This window comes from Actinomyces ihuae (assembly GCF_001457875.1).
GTDB classification, from domain to species: Bacteria; Actinomycetota; Actinomycetes; order Actinomycetales; family Actinomycetaceae; genus Pauljensenia; species Pauljensenia radingae_A.
On the sequence record NZ_CZPX01000004.1, the window covers coordinates 572,256 to 595,368 of the forward strand.

Here is a 23,113-nt window from a genome sequence, read left to right on the forward strand (position 1 = left end):
GGAGATACCACGTGAAGGAGTTGAAGATGACTGCATGGAAGCTGCCGCTGACGATCCTGGGAAACGAGGATGCTCCGGCGTTGGTGCTGGGACATTCACTGGGATCAAGCCACGACATGTGGGAGAGCGTCATCCCCTTGATTCGCGACGATTTTTATATTGTCCTCTACGATCTGCCCGGGCACGGGGGAACACCGATTGCTCCGGTCGACCGTGAACTGAAGATGACCGACATTGTGGAAGCATTGCTTGGCGCGTTGGATGATCACGGCGTCGATACGTTTCATTGCGCCGGACTGTCACTGGGTGGCATGGTCGCCATGGCTACTGCAATCACACATCCTCAGCGGGTGCGCAGCCTCACCGTCATGAGTGCCGGGCCGATCAATGGTCAGCCTGATCAGTGGTACGACAAAGCTGGGGCTGTGCGTCGCGACGGCACAGCAAGCCTGGTGGACGCAACGTTCGAGCGCTGGTTCATGCCTGAATTTGCTTCGGGGGAGGGTGCTGACCGCGTTGAGGCGATTCGCAGGATCTTCGAAAACTGTGATGACGAGGGATACGCGCAGTGCTGCGAGGTCCTCGCCAGTACGGACATGCGTGGCGACGTTGCGAGCATCCACACTCCAACCCTCCTGATCAGCGCTGAAGAGGACGGTTCACTGAACTGGGCGGGCGCTGACGAACTGGCCCGCACCATCCGCAGTGGAGGGGCGACTGTGCAGGTGGCACGCATCCCTCAGGCGCGGCATATGAGCGCCGTTGAGAAGCCGGAGCTGGTGGCTCGGGCTCTCAAAGGGCTGGTCGACTAGAGGCAGCCGAAATCTACGAGTACGGGAACTTCGTGTCGAATTCTTCGGCCAGGCTGCCGATGGTCGGTTCCCACTGCATGATGCGCCGATCAATGATGAACCCCTGAACGTAGAACGGATCATCCTCGAGGATCTTCAGCGCCACATTGGCGGACTCTGCCTTCAAGATGATGAGGGCACCCTCATGCATCGCATCGCGGAGCCAACCTGAGGACAGCAGAACATCTTTCGCATACAGATCCCGCAGGAAACGGCGGTGCGCCGGGCGGAAATCCTGCGTCAGAGAATTCAACTTGGTGTCATACGTGTACTCAACGACATAGATACGCATAGGTCAATTATCCCAGCATTGCGATCGCGGCGCGCCTGAATGCATGAACAGATCCTGCGCACCCACCCACATGGAACAGATGTGCGAGAATCGCGCCGGAGCCGTAGGATCGAGGGGTGTCAGACCAGTTGATCGTGCGCGGAGCGCGCCAGCACAACCTCAAAAGCGTCAACCTCGAGTTACCTCGCGACGCGATGATCGTCTTTTCCGGCCTGTCCGGCTCCGGAAAGTCATCCCTCGCATTCGATACCATTTTTGCCGAGGGGCAGCGCCGCTACGTTGAATCCCTGTCGTCATATGCGCGCCAGTTCCTCGGTCAGATGGACAAACCTGACGTTGACTTCATCGAAGGCCTCTCTCCGGCAGTGTCCATCGATCAGAAATCCACCTCACGTAACCCGCGATCAACGGTGGGCACGATCACTGAAATCCACGACTACCTGCGTCTTTTGTTCGCACGGGCGGGCACTGCGCACTGTCCGACGTGTGGCGCTGAAATCACCGCCCAGACCCCGCAGCAGATCGTGGACAGTGTGCGCTCGATGGAGGAGGGCACCCGCTTCCAGGTCCTCGCACCCGTCGTGCGTGGCCGCAAGGGTGAGTACCGCGAATTACTTGACGATCTGCGCGCTGCCGGCTATTCACGCGCATTGATTGACGGTGAAGTGGTGCGTTTGGAGAACGCGCCGACCCTTGAGAAGAAGCTGAAACACACCATCGAAGTCGTCATCGACCGACTGGTGGTGCGCGACGGTATGAAGCAGCGTCTGACTGACTCGGTAGAAACAGCGCTGGGGCTGTCGGAAGGCCTGGTCGTCATTGACGTCGTGGATCTGGACGCGGACGATCCGAACAGGCGGCGCCGCTACTCTGAAAAGCGCGCCTGCCCGAACGACCATCCACTTGCACTTGAAGAGATCGAGCCTCGCACATTCTCATTCAACGCTCCTTACGGTGCATGTCCTGAATGTATGGGAATCGGCTCGCGGCTGGAAGTCGACCCTGACCTCGTCGTTCCCGACGAAGAACTGTCCCTTGAGGATGGGGCTGTCGCACCGTGGAGCCGCAACGTTAAGTATCACGTACGCTTGCTGAAATCCCTCGGTAAGGAGCTCGGCTTTTCGACCAGGACTGCGTGGAAGGAGCTGCCCAGTGAGGCGCGCCAGGCGATCCTGTACGGCAAAGACTACGAAGTGAAAGTCAAGTTCCGTAACAGGTGGGGGCGCGAGCGTTCCTACACGACTGGCTTCGAAGGCGCTGTCAACTACATCGAACGCAAGCGTGAGGAAACTGAGTCGGATCGAACGTTGGAACGCCTGGAAGCGTACATGCGTGAGGTGCCATGTCCCGTGTGTCAGGGTGCCCGCCTGAAGCCGGAAGTGCTGGCTGTGCGCATCGGTGGCCTGAACATTGCCGAGGTGTCGAACCTGTCGATTGCTGATCTCGAGCGTTTCATGAGTGAGCTCGAGCTCGACCAGCGACAGCAGTTCATTGCGCGCCCCATTTTGCAGGAAATCATCGCCCGCTTGAAGTTTCTCAACGATGTGGGGTTGACGTACCTGACATTGTCAAGGGCGGCCGGAACCCTTTCCGGTGGTGAAGCTCAGCGTATCCGGCTGGCCACCCAGATCGGGTCGGGACTGGTCGGGGTTCTCTACGTCTTGGATGAGCCATCTATTGGCCTGCATCAACGTGATAACCAGCGCCTGATCGCCACCCTGAAGCGCCTTCGCGACCTCGGCAACACGCTGATCGTTGTCGAACATGACGAAGAAACGATTGAATCGGCCGACTGGGTCGTGGACATTGGACCGGGTGCCGGAGAAAACGGCGGATGGGTCGTGTACTCCGGAAGCGTGGAGGAGTTGAAGAAGAATCGGAACTCGTTGACAGGGGAGTACCTGTCGGGGCGCCGGTCCATTGCCATTCCAACCGAACGCAGGCCGGTGGACCGCTCCCGCGTCATCACAGTGAAAGGCGCGCGTGAAAACAACCTCGATAACCTCACCGTGTCATTCCCTCTCGGAGTGTTCATCGCCGTGACGGGCGTGTCAGGATCGGGCAAATCCACTCTGGTTAACCAGATTCTGTATCGGTCCCTCGCATCCCGCCTCAATGGGGCGCGCATGGTTCCGGGACGCCACCGCGCGATCACCGGTCTGGATCACCTCGACAAGGTGATCCATGTGGACCAGTCACCCATTGGACGCACTCCGCGTTCGAATCCGGCCACTTACACCGGGGTGTGGGATCTGATTCGCCAGCTTTTCGCACAAACGCATGAAGCCAAGGTTCGCGGCTACATGCCGGGACGTTTCTCCTTCAATGTCAAGGGCGGCAGGTGCGAAGCCTGCAAGGGCGACGGCACGATTCGCATTGAAATGAACTTCCTGCCCGACGTGTATGTGCCGTGCGAGGTGTGTCACGGCAAGCGGTACAACAGGGAGACACTGGAAGTCCACTACAAGGGCAAGACAGTGGCAGATGTTCTGGATATGTCCATCTCGGAAGCGGCGGAGTTCTTCCAGTCGCTGCCGCGTATCGCTCGTCATCTCAACACGCTCGTCGAGGTTGGCCTGGGGTACGTGCGGCTGGGACAGGCCGCCACGACACTGTCCGGTGGCGAAGCTCAGCGTGTAAAACTGGCGTCCGAACTGCAGCGACGCTCCTCAGGACGATCAGTGTATGTTCTGGACGAGCCGACGACGGGTCTGCATAGCGAAGACATTCGCAAGCTCTTGATGGTGTTGCAGACACTGGTTGATAAAGGCAATACGGTCATCGTGATTGAGCACAACCTGGATGTCATCAAGTGCGCGGATTGGATCATTGACATGGGCCCTGAAGGGGGATCCGGTGGTGGTCAGGTCGTGGCTGAGGGCACACCTGAAGATGTTGCCGCCGTCGATGAATCATTCACTGGTCAGTATTTAAGAAAAATTCTCGACTTCAGCGTAGAGTAGATCTATGAGTGGTGACCGGCGCATAACAGTAGGTTTGGTCGGAGCTGGCGGCATTGCGCGATCCCACATGTCAGCGTGGCGGTCACTCGGCGTTGACATCCTCGTCTATTCGAAGGAAGACGCCAACGAGCTGTGCGCGGAGTTCTCCACCGGACGCGTCGTTGCCACGCTCGAGAACCTGGTCGCACAATCCCAGGTGATCGATGTCCTGACACCAACATACGCACACGAGGAAGCTGTGCGCGCCGGTCTGGACGCCGGGCGCCAGGTCATCTGTGAAAAACCGCTGGCACTGGACGCGCCGACAGCACAGCAGCTGCTTGAATTGTCACGCGCACGCGACAACGCACTGTACGTCGCGCATGTCGTGCGGTATTTCCCGGAATATGCCACCCTCCACGATGCCGTCTCCAGCGGATATATCGGCCGCCCGGCGGTAGCACGTCTGAACCGGACCGGCACGTTCCCGCAATGGGCCTCGTGGTTCGCTGACGAGGAAAAATCCGGTGGAATTGTCGATGATCTCATGATCCATGACCTTGATATTGCCCGATGGGTGCTGGGAGAGGTACGCAGCGTGTATGCAACACTGCGCCATGCCACTGCTCCCGATGGACGGCGCGTGAGCGTTGCTCAGGCGACATTGCGTCATGAGGACGAAGCGATCTCGAATGTGCGCGCGACGTGGGGGCCGGTGGGCACACCATTTCGCACTTCATTCTATGTTGCGGGAACCGACGGGTGTCTGGAGCACGATTCAACAGCTCACCCACCTCTGCAGGTCCGCAGCGACGCACCAACTGACGTATCAATGCTGCCGACCACATCAGGATCCCCGGCCGACCCCTACTACGCAGAACTGAGCGAGTTCATGGAGTCCATGTCCACCGGCTCAACGCCGAGGGTGAGTGCAGAAGACGCGGTCGAAGCGCTGAAGCTGGCAGACGCGGTTCGCCTGTCAGCCCATCGCGATGCGGTAGTGGAGTTGTGAGATGAAAACCATACGTATCGGATTGTTGTCGTTCGCACACATGCATGCCGAGGGATACGCCACAGCCCTCATGGGCATGGACGGCGTCGAATTGATGTGCACCGACCCGGATTCACACAGGGCAGGACGCCCCAGCCCTGCATGGCGCGGCAGAAAAGGAGCCCGCGCGCTCGGTGTGCCCTACGTCGACACGTGTGAGGAGTTAGAGCAATGGGGGCCAGACGCAGTGATCGTCTGCTCCGAAAATACCGAACACAGGCGCATGGTCGAATGGGCGGCTGAGCGTGGATATCACGTCCTGTGTGAGAAACCGATCGCCACCAGTCATGACGATGCTGTCGCCATGTGGGATGCATGCCGTCAGGCAGGAGTCTTCCTGATGACCGCTTATCCGGTGCGTTTTTCAACAGCGTGCCGAGAACTCAAGACGCGAGTTGATCACGGCCAGTTGGGCGATCTGGTGGGCTTCGCCGGCTCGAATAACGGGAAAATCCCCAGTGGTGGCCGCACCTGGTTCACTGATCCGGATCAGGCCGGTGGCGGTGCCCTCGTCGACCATGTCGTCCACATCGCTGACATTCTGGACATGCTGCTCGACGGTGAACAGGCATCATCCGTGTGGGCTGCCGATAACCGGATTCTGGGCGCAGATAATCCCGACGTTCATGTAGAGACCAGCGGACTCGTCACGGTGCGCTATCCGTCAGGTCTGGTCGGCACAATTGACTGTTCATGGAGCATGCCGGAAGCGGCGCCAACATGGGGTGGCCTTGCCCTCGACATTATCGGCACAAGAGGTACCGCGCGTTTCGCCCCCTTGGATGCGCGGGTGTCTGGTGCCGTCTGTGGGCAAGCCGCATGGCTGGGATACGGTGAAGATATGGATGGCGTCATGCTGCGCACGTTCACTGACGCTGTGCGCACCGGTCACACACCTCAGCCGGACGCAGCATCGGCTATCCGGTCACTGGACATCATGCTGGCAGCACAGCAATCGGCACGCAGGGGTGCGGTAGTCCACCTCAACTAGCGCCGCAGCCAGGACCGCAGTTTCCTGCTCACCGTGGACGCAGGTCTCGCGTGCGGCTGACGTGCACGTACAGTCGCATTACGCTCGGCCAGGCCTTCCTCGTACAGGGCATCAACTTCCTGTGCGTAATCCTTCAGCACTTTCGAGCGACGAAGTTTCAACGAGGGGGTCAGGTACCCGTCCTCAACGGTAAACACGGTGTCGACGAGGCGGAAGCGACGAATCGACTCGGCTCGCGAAACAGCGCGGTTGGCTCTGTCGATGGCCCGCTGCAAAGAATGCTGGACTTCCGGCATGCGCATTGCAACCGAGGGATCAACAACTGGCAGATTATGTGCGACCAGCCAGTTGGCGAGCATATCTGAATCGAGGGTGATGAGTGCACCAATGTAGGGCCGATTATCGCCCACTACGATCACATGTCCGATCAGCGGATGTGTCTGAAGCTGTTCTTCGAGTACCTCGGGCGACACGTTCTTGCCACCGGCCGTTACCAGGAGTTCCTTGCGGCGCCCCGTAATCGACAGGTGACCAGTGTGCGGGTCAATCGTTCCTAGATCGCCCGTGTGGAACCACCCATCCTCAAACGATTCAGCAGTCTCATCAGGCAAGTTGTGATAGCCGGTTGAAACAGATACGCCGCGCACCAGAATTTCACCGTGCTCGGAGATCTTGATTTCGTTTCCGGGAACAACACTGCCGACCGTGTTAAACGGCGTGTAATCGGCATGCTGCACGGCGATCGGGCCGGTTGTCTCGGTCAGCCCGTAGCCCTGAACCAACGTGAGATCGAGGCCTGAGAAGAACTCAGCAAGTTCCGGTGCCAGGGGCGCGCCACCGGAAATAATCAGCTCAATATTGGGACCCAATGCCGCCTGGATCTTGCGCAACGCCAAAGCCGTCGCGATCCCATGATTGAGTCTCAGCGACAGGGGAGTGCTTGTTTCCGAGCGCTCTGCACGTGCATACAGGCGAGACTGTTTGGCCGACCACTGGAAGATACGCAGCTTTGTGCCCTTCGCCGCCTTTGCTGACGCCGCGCTGTAAACCTTTTCAAGGACGCGAGGCACCGCCAGAAGGATCGATGGTTTAAAGGCCTGAATGTCGGGAAGCAGGTTCTTGATGTTTGGTGAGAAAGCAAGTCGCCCTCGGCCGGCCACGAAGGCATGCATGACCAGGCGCGCCAGGACGTGCGCGACTGGGAGGAACAACAGGAGGCGTGAGTTCTCGTTGTACTGGTACTGCGGCAGGACTTGCCCCAGACCCAGCGTCGTGCCGACGAAGTTGTGATGCGTCAGCTCGACACCTTTCGGGGTGCCGGTCGTGCCCGACGTGTAGACCAGAGTGGCCAGAGAATCACCACGTACATCGCGGAAACGCTCCTCAACCTTGTCCGGCACGATGCGGCCCGCCGCGCGCGCCAGGTTACGCATTGCTCCGCGATCGAGGGAATGGATCGACTCGACGCATTCGGGGCGAACAGTTTCCACCAGATCCGCCTGCTGCACGGTTGCCGTGATGACGTGTCGGATATGGGCATCGGTGAGGATGCGCTCGATCTGTGCGGTTGAATCCGATTCGTAGATGGGCACAACTACGCCGCCCACAGTCATCACTGCCAGGTCAAGGACCAGCCAGTCAAAACTGGTGGGAGACAAAATCGCCACCCGTTCACCGGCCTCCAGACCCCACGCAAGAAAACCTCGTGCGATTACCTCGACGCGATCCAGCAAGTCAGACGCGGTGATGGGAAGCATTGCGCCCACCGAGGAGCGATCTTCAACCACGACATCAAAGGGGAACTCGTCGGCACGCTTGCGCAGCATTGCTGGAATCGTCATCAATGGATCCACCGGCTGGGTGAGGTCAGCTCGATATACGGTCTGATCTCGGTCAGGCATTGTGATTCCCTTTCACGTGGACAGTCATGATGGACGACGGGGCGGCCATCATCTATGTTTCAGACAAGCTTACCGCAGGTGGGCGAGCACCTTACACGTTGAAGTACATGTCGAACTCTGCCGGGTGCGGGTAGGCACGCATCGGCGCGATCTCGTTGGCGGTCTTGTACTCAATCCACGTGTCAATCAAATCCTGCGTAAAGACGTCGTTTTCTGTCAGGAAGTCTGAATCGGCACGCAGGTGATCCAACGCCGCTTCAAGAGAGTGAGGCAGCTTGGCGATATCGGTGTATTCCTGCGGAGGCAAGTCGTACAGATCCTTATCGATGGGGGCGGCAGGCTCCACGCGGTTGCGAATACCGTCCAGGCCGGCCATCAGGCACGCCGAGAAGGACAGGTACGGGTTCGCTGACGGGTCAGGTACGCGGTACTCGACGCGCTTGGCTTTCGGTGAGGTTCCTGACACCGGAATTCGGATACACGCCGACCTGTTGCGCGCCGAATAAACGAGGTTGACCGGCGCTTCGAAGCCCGGCATGAGTCGACGGTAGGAGTTAATCGACGGGTTCGTAAAGGCGAGCAGGGCGGGCGCGTGCTCCAACAGGCCTCCGATGAACCAGCGCGCCAGGTCGGACAGAGAACCATATCCTCGTTCGTCATAGAACAGCGGGTCGCCGTCTTTCCACAGGGACAGGTGGGTGTGCATGCCAGAGCCGTTGTCACCGAAGAGCGGCTTAGGCATGAACGTGGCGGTCTTGCCGCATTCCCACGCGGAGTTGCGCACAATGTACTTGAACTTCATCATGTCGTCGGCGGCCTGGCACAGAGGCGCAAAACGGTAGTTGATCTCATGCTGGCCGCCTGCACCGACCTCGTGGTGCGCGCGCTCAATGACGAGGCCCGCTTCAGCAAGATTGTGTGTCATGTGGTCACGAACATCAGCAAACATATCTATCGGGGAAACCGGCGCGTACCCGCCTTTCAGTGGCGTCTTGTAGCCCAGGTTCATGCCGTCCTCGTTGCGCGCGGTGTTCCAGTAGGCATCATCGCTGTCCAGTCGGAACATGCTGTGGTGAGGCTCGACTTTGTACTGCACGCTGTCAAACATGTAGAACTCGGCTTCAGCGCCGATGAAGCACGTATCGGCAATGCCGGTCGACTTCAGGTAGGCCTCAGCTTTTTGCGCCACCTGCCGCGGATCGCGGGAGAACGGTTCAGAGGTGAACGGATCAACGACCGAAAAGACGACGACCAGTGTCTTGGCAGCGCGGAAAGGGTCGACGTAGGCGGTGGTGATGTCGGGGACGAGCTTCATATCGGACTCGTGAATCGCGGAAAAGCCGCGCACAGATGAACCGTCGAACATCAGGCCGTCTGACAACGCGCCGTCGATGAACTCATTGGGAGGAACAATCATGTGTTGCTGAATGCCGAAAAGATCGCAGTAGCGTACATCGATGAATTCAATCTCTTCACGCGTGATGAAGTCGACTATTTCTTTCTCGCTGGTGAACATTCGTGTGCCCCTTCCGGGTCGATTCATGAGATCACGGCAGTCGCCATGTCTGAGTGTACTCATTTGAACGCCCGCACTCACATCGCGTCCGTCCTGCGTCGTGCCGTTCAATTGGCGCCGTCGCTGCCGGAAGCTAGGCTAAAGGAATGGCGAAGTTGGATCAGTGGCGCCCTCGGACGAGCGACATTCCCACGCAGCCGGGAGTGTACCGATTTCGTGACGACCAGGGCCGCGTCATCTATGTCGGTAAAGCGAAAAACCTTCGCAACCGGCTGACCAACTATTTTCAGGATCCTCAGGTTCTGCACCCGCGCACCCGCCACATGGTTGCAACAGCTGCCAGCGTGCAGTGGACAGTTGTGTCCAACGAGATCGAGGCGCTCTCCCTGGAATTCACGTGGATCAAGGAATTCGACCCGCGATTCAACGTGATGTATCGCGATGACAAGTCCTATCCGTACCTTGCGGTGACGATGTCAGAAAAGTTTCCGCGCGTCCATATCACGCGGCAGTCACGCAGAAAAGGCACACGCTATTTTGGCCCCTACACGCAAGTGTGGGCGATCCGCGAAACCATCGACATGCTGCTGCGAGTTTTCCCTGTCAGAACATGTTCACCTGGTGTCTTCAAACGCTACCAGGCGCAGTGCAGGCCGTGTCTGCTGGGCGATATTGGCAAATGCTCTGCGCCGTGTGCCGGGCGCATCAGTGCCGACGCTCATCGCGAACTTGCGCAGAACCTGTGCGAGTTCATGCAGGGCAAGGCTGCGCCAGTCATTCGCTCCCTTGAGGCGCAGATGAAGCAGGCTGCCGCCGAACTCGACTTTGAGAAAGCCGCCAGGCTGCGTGACGATTTGAAAGCCATAACGACGGTGCTGGAGCGTAACACGATGGTCCTCGAGGACGGAACCGACGCTGACGTATTCGCCCTGGCGTGTGATGAACTGGACGCTGCCGTGTATGTCTTCCACGTGAGGGGAGGTCGCGTACGAGGCACACGCGGGTGGGTAGTGGACCGCGTCGACGATGCGAGCGAGGCAGATCTGATGAGCGCTCTGCTCGAGCAAGTCTACGGAGACGTTCCTCGCGCCGAACAGCCTTTACGAGGGCGGCCGCGCGGCCAGGCTGAAGCTCGATCCGTGGACGATGTGGCACATACTCCGACATCAACGCTTCCCCGGGAAGTTCTGGTGTCAGTGGAGCCTGCGGATCGCGACGCCCTGGAGAAGTGGCTCACCACGTTGCGCGGTGCGCGTGTGCGTGTGCGTGTGCCTCAGCGCGGAACCGCGGCTTCCTTGATGAAAACGGTGCAGGAAAACGCGCAGCAGTCGCTGGTTCTTCACCGCACGAAACGTGCCAGTGACCTCACCCAGCGGTCCCGGGCGCTCGAAGAACTGGCTGAGAACCTCGGCCTGGAAGCAGCACCGCTGCGTATCGAGTGCTACGACATTTCCCACACAGCCGGTCAGCAGCAGGTTGCTTCGATGGTGGTATTTGAAGATGGTGCCCCGCGTAAGTCGGACTACCGCACGTTTAACATCCGACCGCGCTCCGACGGCACACCGCCTGACGATACGGCGGCAATGACGCAGGTATTGCAGCGGCGCTTCACCCGCCTGCTGGCGGAAGAGGCCGGCATCGAAGGTGAAGACGATGATGGTGTGGAGTTCGCTACTGGGCCGATCGATCCGCACACGGGACGCCCTCGTCGATTTTCCTACCGGCCGGATCTTGTGGTGGTTGACGGCGCACTGGCGCAGGTGAACGCGGCCGAAAAGGCTTTAACGGGGGTGGGGGTTGACCTGCCGGTTGTAGGACTGGCCAAACGTCTGGAGGAAGTGTGGGTGCCTGGTGATGAGTTTCCACTGATTTTGCCTCGCACCTCGGCTGCTCTGTATTTGCTGCAGTATTTGCGCGATGAATCTCACCGTTTTGCGATTACGCACCATCGGCGTCGACGCACGAAAGCGCAGACGCGGTCTGTCCTGGACGGAATTGAGGGACTGGGGCCCGTACGTCAAAAAGCGTTGCTGGCTCATTTCGGCTCGGTGAAGCGCCTGCGGGCTGCCAGCGCTGAGCAGATTGAACAAGTCCAGGGTATCGGACCAGCATTGGCCGCTACTATTGTGGAATCGCTTGGCACTGACCGTGAGGAGACTCGCAATGACTGAATCGACGTCGCCCCTTCCTACACCGCTTCCGGCGCGGGTATTGCTGCTGGGATCGGGGGAACTGGGGCGTGAACTGACGATTTCGCTCAAGCGCCTGGGCGCCCATGTGACTGCGGTCGATGCCTATGCGCATGCTCCCGCGATGCAGGTTGCGGATGACTATCGTGTGATCGACATGAGCGATCCGGACTCTTTGCGTGACGTGCTCAGCAGCGTGCACGTTGACCTGATTGTGCCCGAACTGGAAGCAATTGCCACGCACGTGCTGGCCGAATTTGAACAGGCTGGGAGCGCACGCGTCGTTCCGAACGCGTTCGCGGTGCAGGCAACGATGGATCGCGAACGCATACGGAGCGTGGCGAGTGCTGTTCCAGGAGTGCGCACATCGAAGTTTCGCTTCGCATCCAGTGTCGACGAGGTGCGCAGCGCGCTGGAATATACGGGCGTACCGGCCTTCATTAAACCCACGATGTCCTCGTCGGGACATGGACAGTCGCGAGTTGAATCCGTTGACGAGGCTGAATCGGCGTGGACATGTGCCCAGGACGATGCGCGGGCCACCACAGGGCGCGTCATCGTTGAGGAGGGCGTGACATTCGACTGTGAAATCACTCTGCTCACCGTGCGGTGGTGGGACGACGAGGCAGGCGAGGTTCGAACCAGCGTGTGTGAACCGATCGGTCACCGGCAGGTCAGCGGTGACTACGTCGAATCGTGGCAAAGCGCCGACATTTCACCACGTGCACGTGAGCGAGCTGAGGAGATGGCTGTTGCCGTCACCGACGCTCTGGCAGAGCACGGGGCGGAGCCATGTCTGGGACTGTTTGGAGTGGAGTTCTTCATTCAGGGCGATGACGTGTGGTTCTCCGAGTTGTCACCGCGCCCACATGACACCGGCATGGTGACCATGATGACGCAGGACCAATCTGAATTCGACATTCATGCTCGCGCGATCCTTGGCCTGCCCGTCGACACGACGATGCGCCGCACTGGAGCATCTGCAGTTGTGAAGGCGCCACGAGCGTTTTCCCTTGCTGGTTACGAGGGTGTCGCCCGCGCGCTACGTGACGGAGGAGATTTGAGAATCTTCTCGAAATCCGCCACGCGTGCCGGCCGCAGGCTGGCGGTGGCGCTGGCATGGGGCGACTCGGTGCCGGAGGCACGTGAACGTGCTCAGGCGATTGCGAGCGACGTGACGGTAGTCGAACGTGATGACTCAGCACAAAATACCGATGAAGATGGCATCCTAGTTTCATGACGACAACGCACAACAGTGACGACGTGGATCCGCTGACAGTTCCTCAGGGCATTCCACTGCTAGATCGTGACACGCCTCCGCCGGAAGAAGCGGAGGAGGACACGAACGAAGTCCTCATTATCACCGGCCGTTCAGGTGCTGGCCGCTCTCAGGCTGCACGTGCATTAGAGGACCTCGACTGGTACGTGGTCGATAATCTGCCTCCCTCGATGCTGCCGGCACTGGTCGGCATGATGTCTCCACGCGGAGGTGCGGGCGTACACCGCCTGGCCGCCGTGGTAGATGTGCGCTCAGGCGCCTTTTTCGCTGACTTGACATCCACACTGGAAAAGATGCGCGACAGCGGAATCATGTACCGCCTCATTTTCCTGGAAGCCAACGAACCGACACTGGTGCGCCGATATGAGTCGAACAGGAGGCCGCACCCTCTTCAAGGGGACGGGACACTACTGGACGGCATCACACGTGAAATGGAGTTGTTGGCACCGCTGCGCGAACACGCGGATGAAGTGATCGATACGTCCGCTATGTCAGTGCATGACCTGTCGCGACACATCCGCGACGTCATTGCAGGGGAAGGAGAGCGTCCCCTGCAGCTCACAGTTGAATCTTTCGGATTCAAGTACGGACTGCCGCTGGATGCCGACCATGTCGTGGACGTCCGCTTCCTGAAGAACCCGTACTGGGTGGGGGAGCTGCGCCACTTGACGGGGCGCGACGAACCGGTCGCACAGTATGTGCTCGATCAGCCCGGAGCTCGCGAATTTGCTGAGAATTATGTTGACCTGCTGCTGCCCATCATGGAGGGCTATGTCAGTGAGCTGAAGCCTTTTGTGACGATTGCCGTCGGGTGCACAGGTGGTCGGCACCGGTCGGTCGCGATCGCAGAACTGATCGCTCAGCGTTTCCGTAGCCACCAATTGACGGTGCGAGTCCTTCACCGCGACATAGGCAGGGACTGATTATGGCGGGATATCTGGATGCAGAAGGATGGGCACAGCGCGGTGAATCCGGCTCACGTGTCGTTGCTTTGGGGGGTGGACACGGACTGTCCGCAACCCTGCGGGCTCTGCGACACATCACGCATCAGCTCACAGCGATCGCCACAGTAGCCGACGACGGGGGATCCTCAGGACGTCTGCGTTCTGAAACAGATCTTCTACCTCCAGGAGATCTGCGAATGGCTCTGGCCAGTTTGTGTGAGGAAACCGAATGGGGACTGACCTGGCGCGATGTGATGCAGCTGCGTCTGCGTACCAACGGGCCATTGAATGGCCATGCCCTTGGGAACCTGCTGATTTCCGGCCTGTGGCAGCTTCTGGGCGACCCCGTTGAGGGTTTGGAATGGGTCGGCCGGCTCCTGGGCGCTCAGGGCCGGGTCCTGCCGATGGCATCAGTTCCACTGGACATTGAAGCCGATATGGAAAACGAAGGCGAGCTGTACACGGTACGGGGCCAGTCACGCGTCGCCGTCGCGCCCGGACGTGTGCGCCACGTGCGCCTTATCCCTGAGGATCCGCCCGTCCCAGAGGCTGCAATGCACGCCATCCAGGAAGCTGAATGGGTCGTGCTCGGTCCAGGGTCGTGGTACACCTCGTTAATTCCGCACCTGCTGGTTTCACAGTTGCACCGGGCACTGGTCACAACAGATGCCCACAGGGCACTGGTCCTGAATCTGGCCCGCCAGCGTGGTGAAACAGACACGATGAGCGCTGCCGATCACGTGCGCGTCCTACGCGACCATGCACCTGATCTCAAGCTGGACGTTGTCATTGCCGACCCGACTGCCACGGATGATATTGATACGCTCATTCAGGCAGCGCAGGACGTGGGCGCTCGAGTCATGTTGCGCCAGGTGCGAACGGGCGACGGGAAGCCCCATCATGATCCGTTGCGTCTGGCTGCGGCTCTGCGAGATGCATTCGATGGATTCATGGGAGAGGTGGGACGATCGGAACCGTGGTTAGCATGAGCAGTTGTCATCAAGGCGCTCTACACGACACGAGGAGGCGATCATGTCTTTAACGATGGACATGAAAGAGGAGCTTGCTCACCTGGTTCCTGCACGTCAATCGACAATGGCAGCCGAGGCTGCTGTGATGCTCCGATTTGCCGGAGGTCTGCACCTCGTGTCTGGTCGAATTATCATCGAGGCTGAACTGGATTCCCCACTTGTCGCTCGACGCCTGCGAGCCTTCCTCACGTCGCTGTACGGTACGGAATCATCTGTCGTTGTCGTGTCAGGTGGTGCGCTGCGTCGCGGTGACCGATACGTGGTGCGCGTCGTCAAGGAAGCAGACGCCCTGGCACGCGTGACAGGACTGGTCGATCAACTGGGACGCCCGGTCAGAGGCTTGGCACCGCACCTGGTCAGCGCCGGAAAAGACGAAGCAGCAGCAGGATGGCGAGGAGCCTTTCTGGCACGAGGATCCCTGCTGGAACCGGGTCGATCAACGTCGATGGAAGTGACCTGTCCCGGCCCTGAAGCGGCAATGGCCCTTGTCGGGTGTGCACGACGACTGGGAGCGACGGGGAAGTCGCGCGAAATCCGCGGAGCTGATCGGGTTGTCATCCGGGAGGCGGACTCGATTTCCACGCTCATCAATGCGATGGGTGCCGTCAAGACGTTTGAGGTGTGGAAAGAACGCCGCGAACGTCGCGAAGCGCGAGGCAGCGCCAACCGCCTGGCCAACTTTGATGATGCGAACCTTCGGCGCTCGGCTCGTGCGGCAGTAGCCGCAGGTGCCAGGGTTCGACGTGCCTTTGAGATTCTGGGCGACTCCGTGCCGCCGCATCTGCGTGAGGCGGGCGAACTGCGCATCCAATACCGCCAGGCTTCATTGGAAGAACTGGGTAAGCACATTGATCCACCCTTGACTAAGGACGCCGTGGCGGGGCGCATCCGTAGACTGCTGGCAATGGCCGATAAGGCTGCACACGAGCAGGGGATACCGGACACTGAGTCTGCACTCACGCTCGAAATGTTCGATGATTAGAAGTGTCACGAACAGCCTGTTCGCTTGACGCAAACTTCTTGTAGGCCATTCGACCCTGACTAAATGGCCTATGGGGTGTACATTGAAGAGTGCTTGAACCGCAGAAGTCTGCGGGCTGGATTGTGGTACCGAGCCCTATCCGGTTGCACGAAATACGTGCCCCTTTATGGGGTACAAGCAGGAGGACTATAGTGACCATCCGCGTTGGAATCAACGGCTTCGGCCGCATCGGCCGCAACTTCTTCCGTGCCGCTCGTCAGCAGGGTGCGGATTTTGAAATCGTGGCAGTAAACGATCTGACCGATAACAAGACCCTCGCTCACTTGCTCAAGTTTGACTCCATCACGGGTCGTCTTGACGCAGAGGTGACCTACGACGAGGAGTCAATCTCCGTCGATGGAAAGAAGATTGTTGCTCTCGAAGAGCGCGATCCGGCCAACCTGCCGTGGAAGGACCTCGGCGTAGATGTCGTCGTCGAGTCCACCGGATTCTTTACAGACGGTGAGAAGGCAAAGGCCCACATCGAAGCCGGTGCCAAGAAGGTAATCATCTCCGCGCCTGGCAAGAACGTTGACGCCACATTCGTCATGGGCGTGAACAGCGACGACTACGACAACGAGAAGCACAACATCGTGTCGAACGCCTCGTGCACCACCAACTGCCTTGCTCCTCTGGCCAAGGTTCTCGATGAGGCTTTCGGAATCGATAGCGGCCTCATGGTGACCGTGCACGCCTACACCGGCGATCAGCGCATCCACGACGCACCGCACAAGGATCTGCGTCGCGCCCGCGCAGCAGCTCTGAACATCGTCCCGACCTCGACCGGTGCAGCCCGCGCCGTGTCCCTGGTTCTTCCTCAGCTGAAGGGCCGTCTGGACGGCTACGCAATGCGCGTCCCGGTTCCGACCGGCTCCGTCGTCGACCTCACCTTCATCCCGAAGAAGGAAGGCGTCACCGCCGAAGACGTGAACGCAGCATGCAAGGCAGCCTCGACCGGCGAATTTGCCGAAGCGTTCAAGTACTCCGAGGATGAACTGGTTTCGACCGACATCACCGGCGATCCCCACACCTCCATCTTCGACTCGAAGCTGACCAAGGTCATTGACAACCAGATCAAGGTTGTCTCCTGGTACGACAACGAATGGGGCTACTCCAACAGCCTCGTTCGCCTGACCTCGAAGGTCGCGGCCGCGCTCTGAGCACGACGTTAGAATGAGGAGAGGCGCCCGCATGCATATCTCTGCGTGCGGGCGCCTTTTCCATGGTGGCTTAACGAGCCGCCCCCATCGACGAATTTGACATACCCTGCACTGCACAATCAAGGGAGGTTCAATGAGGACCATAGAAACATTGGGTGACCTGCGCGGCAAGCGCGTCCTCGTCCGCTCGGACTTCAATGTCCCGATCAAGGACGGCGAAATCACCGACGACGGACGTATCCGGGCAGCTCTACCGACACTGAACAAGCTTGTTGACGAAGGAGCACGCATCCTCGTCATGGCACACATGGGTCGACCGAAAGGCGAAGTGAAGCCTGAATTCTCACTCAAGCCCGTTGCCGCACGTCTGGCAGAGCTGATCGATGCCCCCGTCAGCCTCGCAGAGGACACAACGGGCCCCTCGGCACACGAGGCGGCAGAAAAGATCAAGGACGGCGAGATCGTCCTGCTGGAGAATGTTCGATTCGACCCCCGCGAAACCTCGAAGGATGACGCGGAGCGTGAAGCCTTCGCCAAGGAAATGGCTGAACTGGCCGACGCATTCGTCTCCGACGGATTCGGCGTAGTCCACCGCAAGCAGGCATCCGTATACGACATCGCCAAGCTCCTGCCCTCCGCAGCCGGCCTCCTGGTCGTCAAGGAAATTGAATCCCTGTCACGCGTGACAGGCGATCCTGAGCGTCCCTACGCCGTTGTGCTGGGAGGCTCGAAAGTCTCCGACAAGCTCGGCGTCATCGAGAACCTGCTGACCAAGGCCGATATGCTGCTCATCGGCGGTGGCATGTCGTTCACCTTCCTGGCCGCGAAAGGCTACGAGGTGGGCAAGTCCCTGCTCGAGGAAGATCAGATCGATACAGTCAAGGAATACATCGACGAGGCCGACAAGCGCGGCGTCAAGCTGGTTCTCCCAGTCGACGTCGTTGCGGCGCCCGAATTCAAGGCTGACGCGCCGGCAACGGTTGTTGACGCCGACAAGATGCCCGCCGACCAGATGGGTCTGGACATCGGTCCGAAGTCCGGCGAATTGTTCGCACAGACACTGGCCGAGGCCAAGACTGTGGCGTGGAACGGCCCGATGGGCGTATTCGAGTTCGAGGCATTCGCAGAGGGCACCCGCGCCGTGGCGCAGGCACTGTCATCAGGCTCAATGTTCTCGGTGGTCGGTGGCGGCGACTCGGCAGCGGCCATTCGTCAACTCGGATTCGACGAATCCACTTTCTCTCACATTTCCACAGGCGGTGGAGCGTCCCTCGAACTCCTCGAAGGCAAGACTCTGCCCGGTATCGCAGTTCTGGAGGACTGAAACATGGCACGTACACCTTTGATGGCCGGAAACTGGAAGATGAACCTCAACCACCTTGAGGCTGTTCATTTGGTCCAGGGCCTCGCAATGGCGTTGGATGACGCGAATTTCACCTATGACGACGTTGAAGTTGTGGTCATCCCACCGTTTACCGATATCCGCTCCGTTCAGACTGTCGTTGAGGGTGACAACCTCAAGATCAAGTACGGCGCGCAGGACATCTCAACGCACGAATCCGGCGCATACACCGGTGAAGTGTCAGCTGAAATGCTCGCCAAGCTGGGTGTCAGCTATGTTGTCGTCGGCCACTCCGAACGTCGCGAATACCACGGCGAAAGCGATGCATTGGTGGGCGAGAAGGCCCGCGTTGCACTGGCAGCCGGGATGACCCCGATCATCTGCTGCGGTGAGGGCCTCGAGGTCCGCAAGGAAGGCCGTCACGTCGAGCACGTCCTGGCTCAGATCGACGGTGCACTCGATGGGATGGACGCCGAGCAGGCTGCCAAGATCGTCATTGCCTACGAGCCCATCTGGGCGATCGGCACCGGCGAGGTTGCGACACCTGAAGATGCCCAGGAGGTGTGCGGTGCGATCCGCGCACGTCTGGCAGAGCTGTACACACCGGAACTGGCTGACAGCGTCCGCGTTCTGTACGGCGGCTCCGTGAAGTCGACGAACGTTGCTGACATTATGGCTCAGCCTGATGTTGACGGCGGACTGGTCGGCGGCGCCTCTCTGAAGGCGGAGGAGTTCTCGAAGATCGCTCTGTACAAGAACGCCTGATCGGCTCGCGCCGGTCTTCTGTTAGTTTGCCTGGCGCGCCCTACTCAGGACGGCCAGGCGAACTGCGGCAGAGATGTGAGGTAACGCGCCGCGCGCCCAACTGGTGTTGGACGGCCTTATGCCACTACACTGCCTACTGTTATCCCCAGCATGTGAATGGAAAACCAGTGACTGCTCTGAAAATAATCCTTGTCGTACTGACCGTTTTGGCCAGCATCCTGCTTGTATTGACAGTGCTGATGCACAAAGGGCGCGGCGGCGGCCTGTCAGATATGTTCGGCGGCGGCATTTCCACCACTGCGGGATCATCAGGCGTGGCAGAACGTAACCTGAATCGCATTACCTTGGCAATTCTGATCGTGTGGGTGGTGTGCATCGTAGCCTACGCGCTCCTGACCAAGATCACGGTCGCCAGCTAAGATACGGCCTTACGCTCAAGCTTTCGGTAATCGCACGTGAGACGTGAACGTCCCACGTGCGATTTCTCTATTGACTGTGCGCGCAGTGGACTGAGACCACGACCCGGTGATTCAGCGAATTTCCAGGCCGCGCGCCGAATCCGTATCAAGCCAGAACGTGGTTCGATCGCGTGGAAGACCGGCAATCGGCCGGTCCTGCTCGTGTGCGGCGTACACCAGTGCCTCCGTGAGCGCATCAGCCTTCGAATCACCGGGCGCGACAACCCAGATATCACGGGCACTGGCAATAGTCGACATCGGCAGCGACAGCCTCAACGGCGGCATTTTCGGTGAATCGCGCACGACCAGAACAGGCGCGCCATCAGCTTCGTGCGCGCGGCCCGGGAAGAGGGAGGCAATGTGCCCATCCGGTCCCATCCCGATCAGCGCAAAGTCAAGCACCCCGTCACCGATATCTGAGCGCCACAGATCTGCATAGTCCTCAGCCGCCTGATCGAGTCCCTGACCGCGGTCGGAGGGCATGGGGCGCAGCTGAATGCCGGGCAGTTGCGCGAACAGCGCGGATACGGCCTGCTGGTCATTACGCTCGGAGTGGGTGGCCTGAACGAAGCGTTCATCGACCCACCACACTCGAATATGCGACCAGTCGGCATCGAGGTCGTCCTCGTCAGCGATGATCGAAGCGAGATCGGCGAGAACGTCGTGCACGACGCCGCCTGCGATAGCCCACTGGAAGGGACGGTCAGCGCTGTGTTCACGTGCGCCGTGCACGAGGATTGGCAACAATTCGCGCGCAACAGCGCTGGCCAGATTCTTACGGTCAGAAGCGGTGACGATACGGGGCAGGGGAGAAGAAGTCATGACTGGCCTTTGCACTCGCGATGCACATCGTGCAGGAAATTGCCGATCACGTGCTGATACATGAGGTCAGGATCCAAGCGTCTGAGTTCTTCCATCACGCAGTCCTGAATACTGCGCCGCGGAAGACTAACCGCAACAGGATCAAGACCCGAACGCTTGACATGCGCGACAGACGAGCCGGCAGGGCGCGTTAACGAGGCTTCCTCGGCATCATCAAACGTGAAGTGCACACCCGTAATGGTTTGAGCTGTCGGATCGGTGTCGACGCGCGAGGGAATACCCATCACATCGGCAAGCCACGCTGCCACTAAATACGACGAAGGATGAGTGTGGTGGCCGCGAACGGTCACAGCAGTGGGTACCGACTTGAACCCTTCGACCATTGTGGCGATCAGTGCGCGCCACAACGTGACGCCAGACCACGCCAAGTCAGTGTCCCCCGGGGTGTACACCTCGGACAGGCGCAACAGTGTATCGATGGGCGTATCGGTCTCCCGTGAATCCGAAATGCGACGCACGGCCAGTCGCCCCAGCGGATGCTCGGCAGGATTTTCAGGCGGTATGCTGGGCCAGAACGTCACCACCGGCGTATCGGCCAGTAACAGCGGCATAACCAGGGTATCCAGATCCTGACCAGCGTCGCCGCGAGGCTCCAGGACGATGACTTCAGACGGCCCCTCGTCCTTGCCCATGCGAATCTGTGCATTGACCCGCGGGGAGCTGGAGCGTTCTGCCTGCACCGGCTCCACCACCACGATGACGCGGCAGGGATGCTCGTGAGAAGCAGCTTGCGAAATTTCAATCGCATGGTCGACGTCGATCAGGTCGTCCACCACGACGATCAGCGTTAACACACGGCCCAGCGCCGAAGCCCCCTGTTCCTGGCGAATCTGCAGAAGCTGTGAGGCGATATCGAGGGCAGATGTGTCTTTGAGGGTGATAATCACGGCAACCTCCAAGCGCGGCCGGAGCGGGCGAGCATCTGGTGAGCTGATTCAGGTCCCCATGTTCCGGGACGATACTGGTCGGGAAGGCCCTGTTGCGTCCAGAAATCCAGCACCGGATCGAGGATTCTCCACGAGGCCTCAACCTCATCCTGATCGGGGAACAGTGGCGCGGAACCGACCAGCGCATCAAGAATCAGGCGCTCGTAGGCTTCTGGGGAATCTTCAGTGAACGCGTGACCGTAGCCAAAATCCATCGTCACGTCACGCACCTGCATTTCTGTTGCGGGGACCTTCGCACCGAAACGAATCGTCATTCCCTCATCGGGCTGGATACGGATGACGAGGACATTGTGCCCGGTTTCTCCCATCTCAAAGTGCTGGAACGGGACGTGCGAGGCACGTTTGAAGACAACTGCAATCTCCGTGACGCGTTTGCCCAGGCGCTTGCCCGTTCGCAGATAGAACGGAACACCGGCCCACCGGCGCGTATCCACGTGCAATGTCAATGCGGCATATGTTTCGGTGTGCGAATCGGCGGGAATATTGTCCTCTTCGAGATATCCCTTAACATATTGGCCGGCTTGCCAGCCGGATTGATATTGACCGCGCGCTGTTGAGGTCGCCAGATCCTCGGGAAGACGAATAGCGGACAGGACCTTCTGCTTTTCAGCCCTGAGCGCCTCAGGCGACAAGTTGATGGGCTCCTCCATCGCGGTGAGCGCCACGAGCTGAAGCAGATGGTTCTGGATGACGTCCCGCGCCGCGCCGATACCGTCGTAATAGCCGGCACGAGTACCGATGCCGATATCCTCCGCCATCGTGATCTGCACGTGATCCACATAGTGCGCATTCCACAGCGGTTCGAACATCGTGTTGGCGAAACGCATCGCCAGAATATTCTGAACGGTTTCCTTGCCCAGGTAGTGGTCGATACGGAACACGTCCTGCTCATCGAAGACGCGCGAGACTGCGTCCGACAGTTCGCGGGCAGATTCGAGGTCGTGACCGAATGGCTTTTCGATGATCACCCGGCGCCACTCACTATCCTGACGCTCGTTCAGACCAGTGTTCGCTAGGTGCTGACAGACAACCGGGAACCACTTGGGGGGAATGGACAAGTAGAAGGCGTGATTACCGCCGGTGCCGCGGGATTCATCAAGTTCACGCACCGTCCGCGCCAACTCCTCGTATGCGTCAGTGTCGTCGAATGAGCCGGACACGAAGCGCAAGCCGGATGCAAAATGCTTCCACGTTCCCTCGTCGAACCCTGTTCGAGAGTGCTGCTCAATGGAGGTGCGCACGAAATCTTCAAAATCTTCACGATCCCACTCACGTCTGCCGAATCCGGTCAGCGCGAACGCAGGGTTGAGGAGGCCGCGGTGTGCCAGGTCGTAGATAGCGGGCAGCAACTTCGTGCGCGCCAGATCGCCGGTAATGCCGAAAACGACCAGGCCGCAAGGAGGCGCAATTCGGGGCAGCCTCCGATCCATGGAGCTTCGTATCTGCATCGTCGCGTCATCCGATGAAGGGTCCATGCACACTCCTCAATCGATCATGTGTCAGGTCACCATCGTATCGAGATCGCCGTGATTCAGCTTGTCATGCTCACGA

19 protein-coding genes are annotated in these 23,113 nt (G+C 59.4%); 13 read left to right on the plus strand and 6 right to left on the minus strand.

The annotated features are described in order from the left end of the window. Positions 1 to 26: 26 nt before the first annotated feature. On the plus strand, positions 27 to 812 hold the full coding sequence (locus tag BN3002_RS03765) for an alpha/beta fold hydrolase (RefSeq protein ID WP_058236658.1): 786 nt from the start codon (positions 27 to 29) through the stop codon (positions 810 to 812). Positions 813 to 825: 13 nt separating this feature from the next. Here the strand turns inward: BN3002_RS03765 and BN3002_RS03770 are convergent, their stop codons facing one another. After that, positions 826 to 1,143 carry a YciI family protein gene (locus tag BN3002_RS03770; protein WP_058236659.1) on the minus strand — a complete coding sequence of 106 codons (318 nt, stop codon included), beginning with the start codon at positions 1,141 to 1,143 and terminating at the stop codon, positions 826 to 828. A gap of 116 nt (positions 1,144 to 1,259) precedes the next feature. Between BN3002_RS03770 and uvrA the strand changes: the two genes are divergently transcribed. The 3 genes from uvrA to BN3002_RS03785 are packed head-to-tail and all read left to right on the plus strand — an operon-like array spanning position 1,260 to position 6,127. After that, positions 1,260 to 4,106: an excinuclease ABC subunit UvrA gene (gene uvrA, locus BN3002_RS03775; RefSeq protein WP_058236660.1), complete on the plus strand. Its 2,847-nt coding sequence runs from the start codon at positions 1,260 to 1,262 to the stop codon at positions 4,104 to 4,106. 4 nt (positions 4,107 to 4,110) lie between these two features. Further along, the gene (locus BN3002_RS03780) at positions 4,111 to 5,097 is read left to right on the plus strand and encodes a Gfo/Idh/MocA family protein (protein WP_074026160.1); all 987 of its coding nucleotides are present in this window, start codon (positions 4,111 to 4,113) and stop codon (positions 5,095 to 5,097) included. Between the two features lies 1 nt (position 5,098). Then, positions 5,099 to 6,127 (plus strand): Gfo/Idh/MocA family protein, encoded by a 1,029-nt coding sequence (locus tag BN3002_RS03785; RefSeq protein WP_058236662.1) that lies wholly within the window; start codon positions 5,099 to 5,101, stop codon positions 6,125 to 6,127. Here BN3002_RS03785 and BN3002_RS03790 read toward each other — a convergent pair. After that, on the minus strand, positions 6,124 to 7,968 hold the full coding sequence (locus tag BN3002_RS03790) for an AMP-dependent synthetase/ligase (protein ID WP_257525471.1): 1,845 nt from the start codon (positions 7,966 to 7,968) through the stop codon (positions 6,124 to 6,126). The two genes, BN3002_RS03785 and BN3002_RS03790, sit on opposite strands and share 4 nt — an antisense overlap. A gap of 151 nt (positions 7,969 to 8,119) precedes the next feature. Next, positions 8,120 to 9,544, minus strand: coding sequence for a type I glutamate--ammonia ligase (glnA, locus tag BN3002_RS03795; RefSeq protein WP_058236663.1), 1,425 nt, complete (start codon positions 9,542 to 9,544; stop codon positions 8,120 to 8,122). 146 nt (positions 9,545 to 9,690) lie between these two features. Here glnA and uvrC point away from each other — a divergent pair, with 146 nt between their 5' ends. From uvrC to secG, 9 genes are all read left to right on the plus strand, one after another. Beyond that, positions 9,691 to 11,715 (plus strand): excinuclease ABC subunit UvrC, encoded by a 2,025-nt coding sequence (uvrC, locus tag BN3002_RS03800; protein WP_058236664.1) that lies wholly within the window; start codon positions 9,691 to 9,693, stop codon positions 11,713 to 11,715. Further along, entirely contained in the window at positions 11,708 to 12,973 is a 1,266-nt protein-coding gene (gene purT, locus BN3002_RS03805) for a formate-dependent phosphoribosylglycinamide formyltransferase (RefSeq protein WP_058236665.1), read from the plus strand. The genes uvrC and purT overlap by 8 nt, the downstream gene beginning before the upstream one ends. Then, on the plus strand, positions 12,970 to 13,935 hold the full coding sequence (gene rapZ / locus BN3002_RS03810) for an RNase adapter RapZ (protein WP_058236666.1): 966 nt from the start codon (positions 12,970 to 12,972) through the stop codon (positions 13,933 to 13,935). The genes purT and rapZ overlap by 4 nt, the downstream gene beginning before the upstream one ends. 2 nt (positions 13,936 to 13,937) lie before the next feature. Beyond that, positions 13,938 to 14,945 (plus strand): gluconeogenesis factor YvcK family protein, encoded by a 1,008-nt coding sequence (locus tag BN3002_RS03815; protein ID WP_058236667.1) that lies wholly within the window; start codon positions 13,938 to 13,940, stop codon positions 14,943 to 14,945. Positions 14,946 to 14,988: 43 nt separating this feature from the next. Next, a complete protein-coding gene (gene whiA / locus BN3002_RS03820; RefSeq protein WP_058236668.1) occupies positions 14,989 to 15,969 on the plus strand; it encodes a DNA-binding protein WhiA in 981 nt (326 codons plus the stop codon). A gap of 191 nt (positions 15,970 to 16,160) precedes the next feature. After that, a complete protein-coding gene (gene gap / locus BN3002_RS03825; protein ID WP_058236669.1) occupies positions 16,161 to 17,168 on the plus strand; it encodes a type I glyceraldehyde-3-phosphate dehydrogenase in 1,008 nt (335 codons plus the stop codon). A gap of 133 nt (positions 17,169 to 17,301) precedes the next feature. Continuing rightward, a complete protein-coding gene (locus BN3002_RS03830; RefSeq protein WP_058236670.1) occupies positions 17,302 to 18,492 on the plus strand; it encodes a phosphoglycerate kinase in 1,191 nt (396 codons plus the stop codon). 3 nt (positions 18,493 to 18,495) lie between these two features. After that, positions 18,496 to 19,275, plus strand: a complete 780-nt coding sequence (gene tpiA / locus BN3002_RS03835) for a triose-phosphate isomerase (protein ID WP_058236671.1) — start codon at positions 18,496 to 18,498, stop codon at positions 19,273 to 19,275. A gap of 167 nt (positions 19,276 to 19,442) precedes the next feature. Then, the gene (secG, locus tag BN3002_RS03840; RefSeq protein ID WP_058236672.1) at positions 19,443 to 19,694 is read left to right on the plus strand and encodes a preprotein translocase subunit SecG; all 252 of its coding nucleotides are present in this window, start codon (positions 19,443 to 19,445) and stop codon (positions 19,692 to 19,694) included. 111 nt (positions 19,695 to 19,805) lie between these two features. On the opposite strand, the gene pgl is transcribed toward secG, so the two are convergent. The 3 genes from pgl to zwf are packed head-to-tail and all read right to left on the minus strand — an operon-like array spanning position 19,806 to position 23,037. Further along, the gene (pgl, locus tag BN3002_RS03845) at positions 19,806 to 20,555 is read right to left on the minus strand and encodes a 6-phosphogluconolactonase (protein WP_058236673.1); all 750 of its coding nucleotides are present in this window, start codon (positions 20,553 to 20,555) and stop codon (positions 19,806 to 19,808) included. Then, a complete protein-coding gene (locus tag BN3002_RS03850) occupies positions 20,552 to 21,502 on the minus strand; it encodes a glucose-6-phosphate dehydrogenase assembly protein OpcA (protein ID WP_058236674.1) in 951 nt (316 codons plus the stop codon). Before BN3002_RS03850 ends, pgl begins: the two co-directional genes overlap by 4 nt. Next, positions 21,499 to 23,037, minus strand: coding sequence for a glucose-6-phosphate dehydrogenase (gene zwf / locus BN3002_RS03855; protein WP_082628513.1), 1,539 nt, complete (start codon positions 23,035 to 23,037; stop codon positions 21,499 to 21,501). Before zwf ends, BN3002_RS03850 begins: the two co-directional genes overlap by 4 nt. Between the last annotated feature and the right edge of the window lie 76 nt (positions 23,038 to 23,113).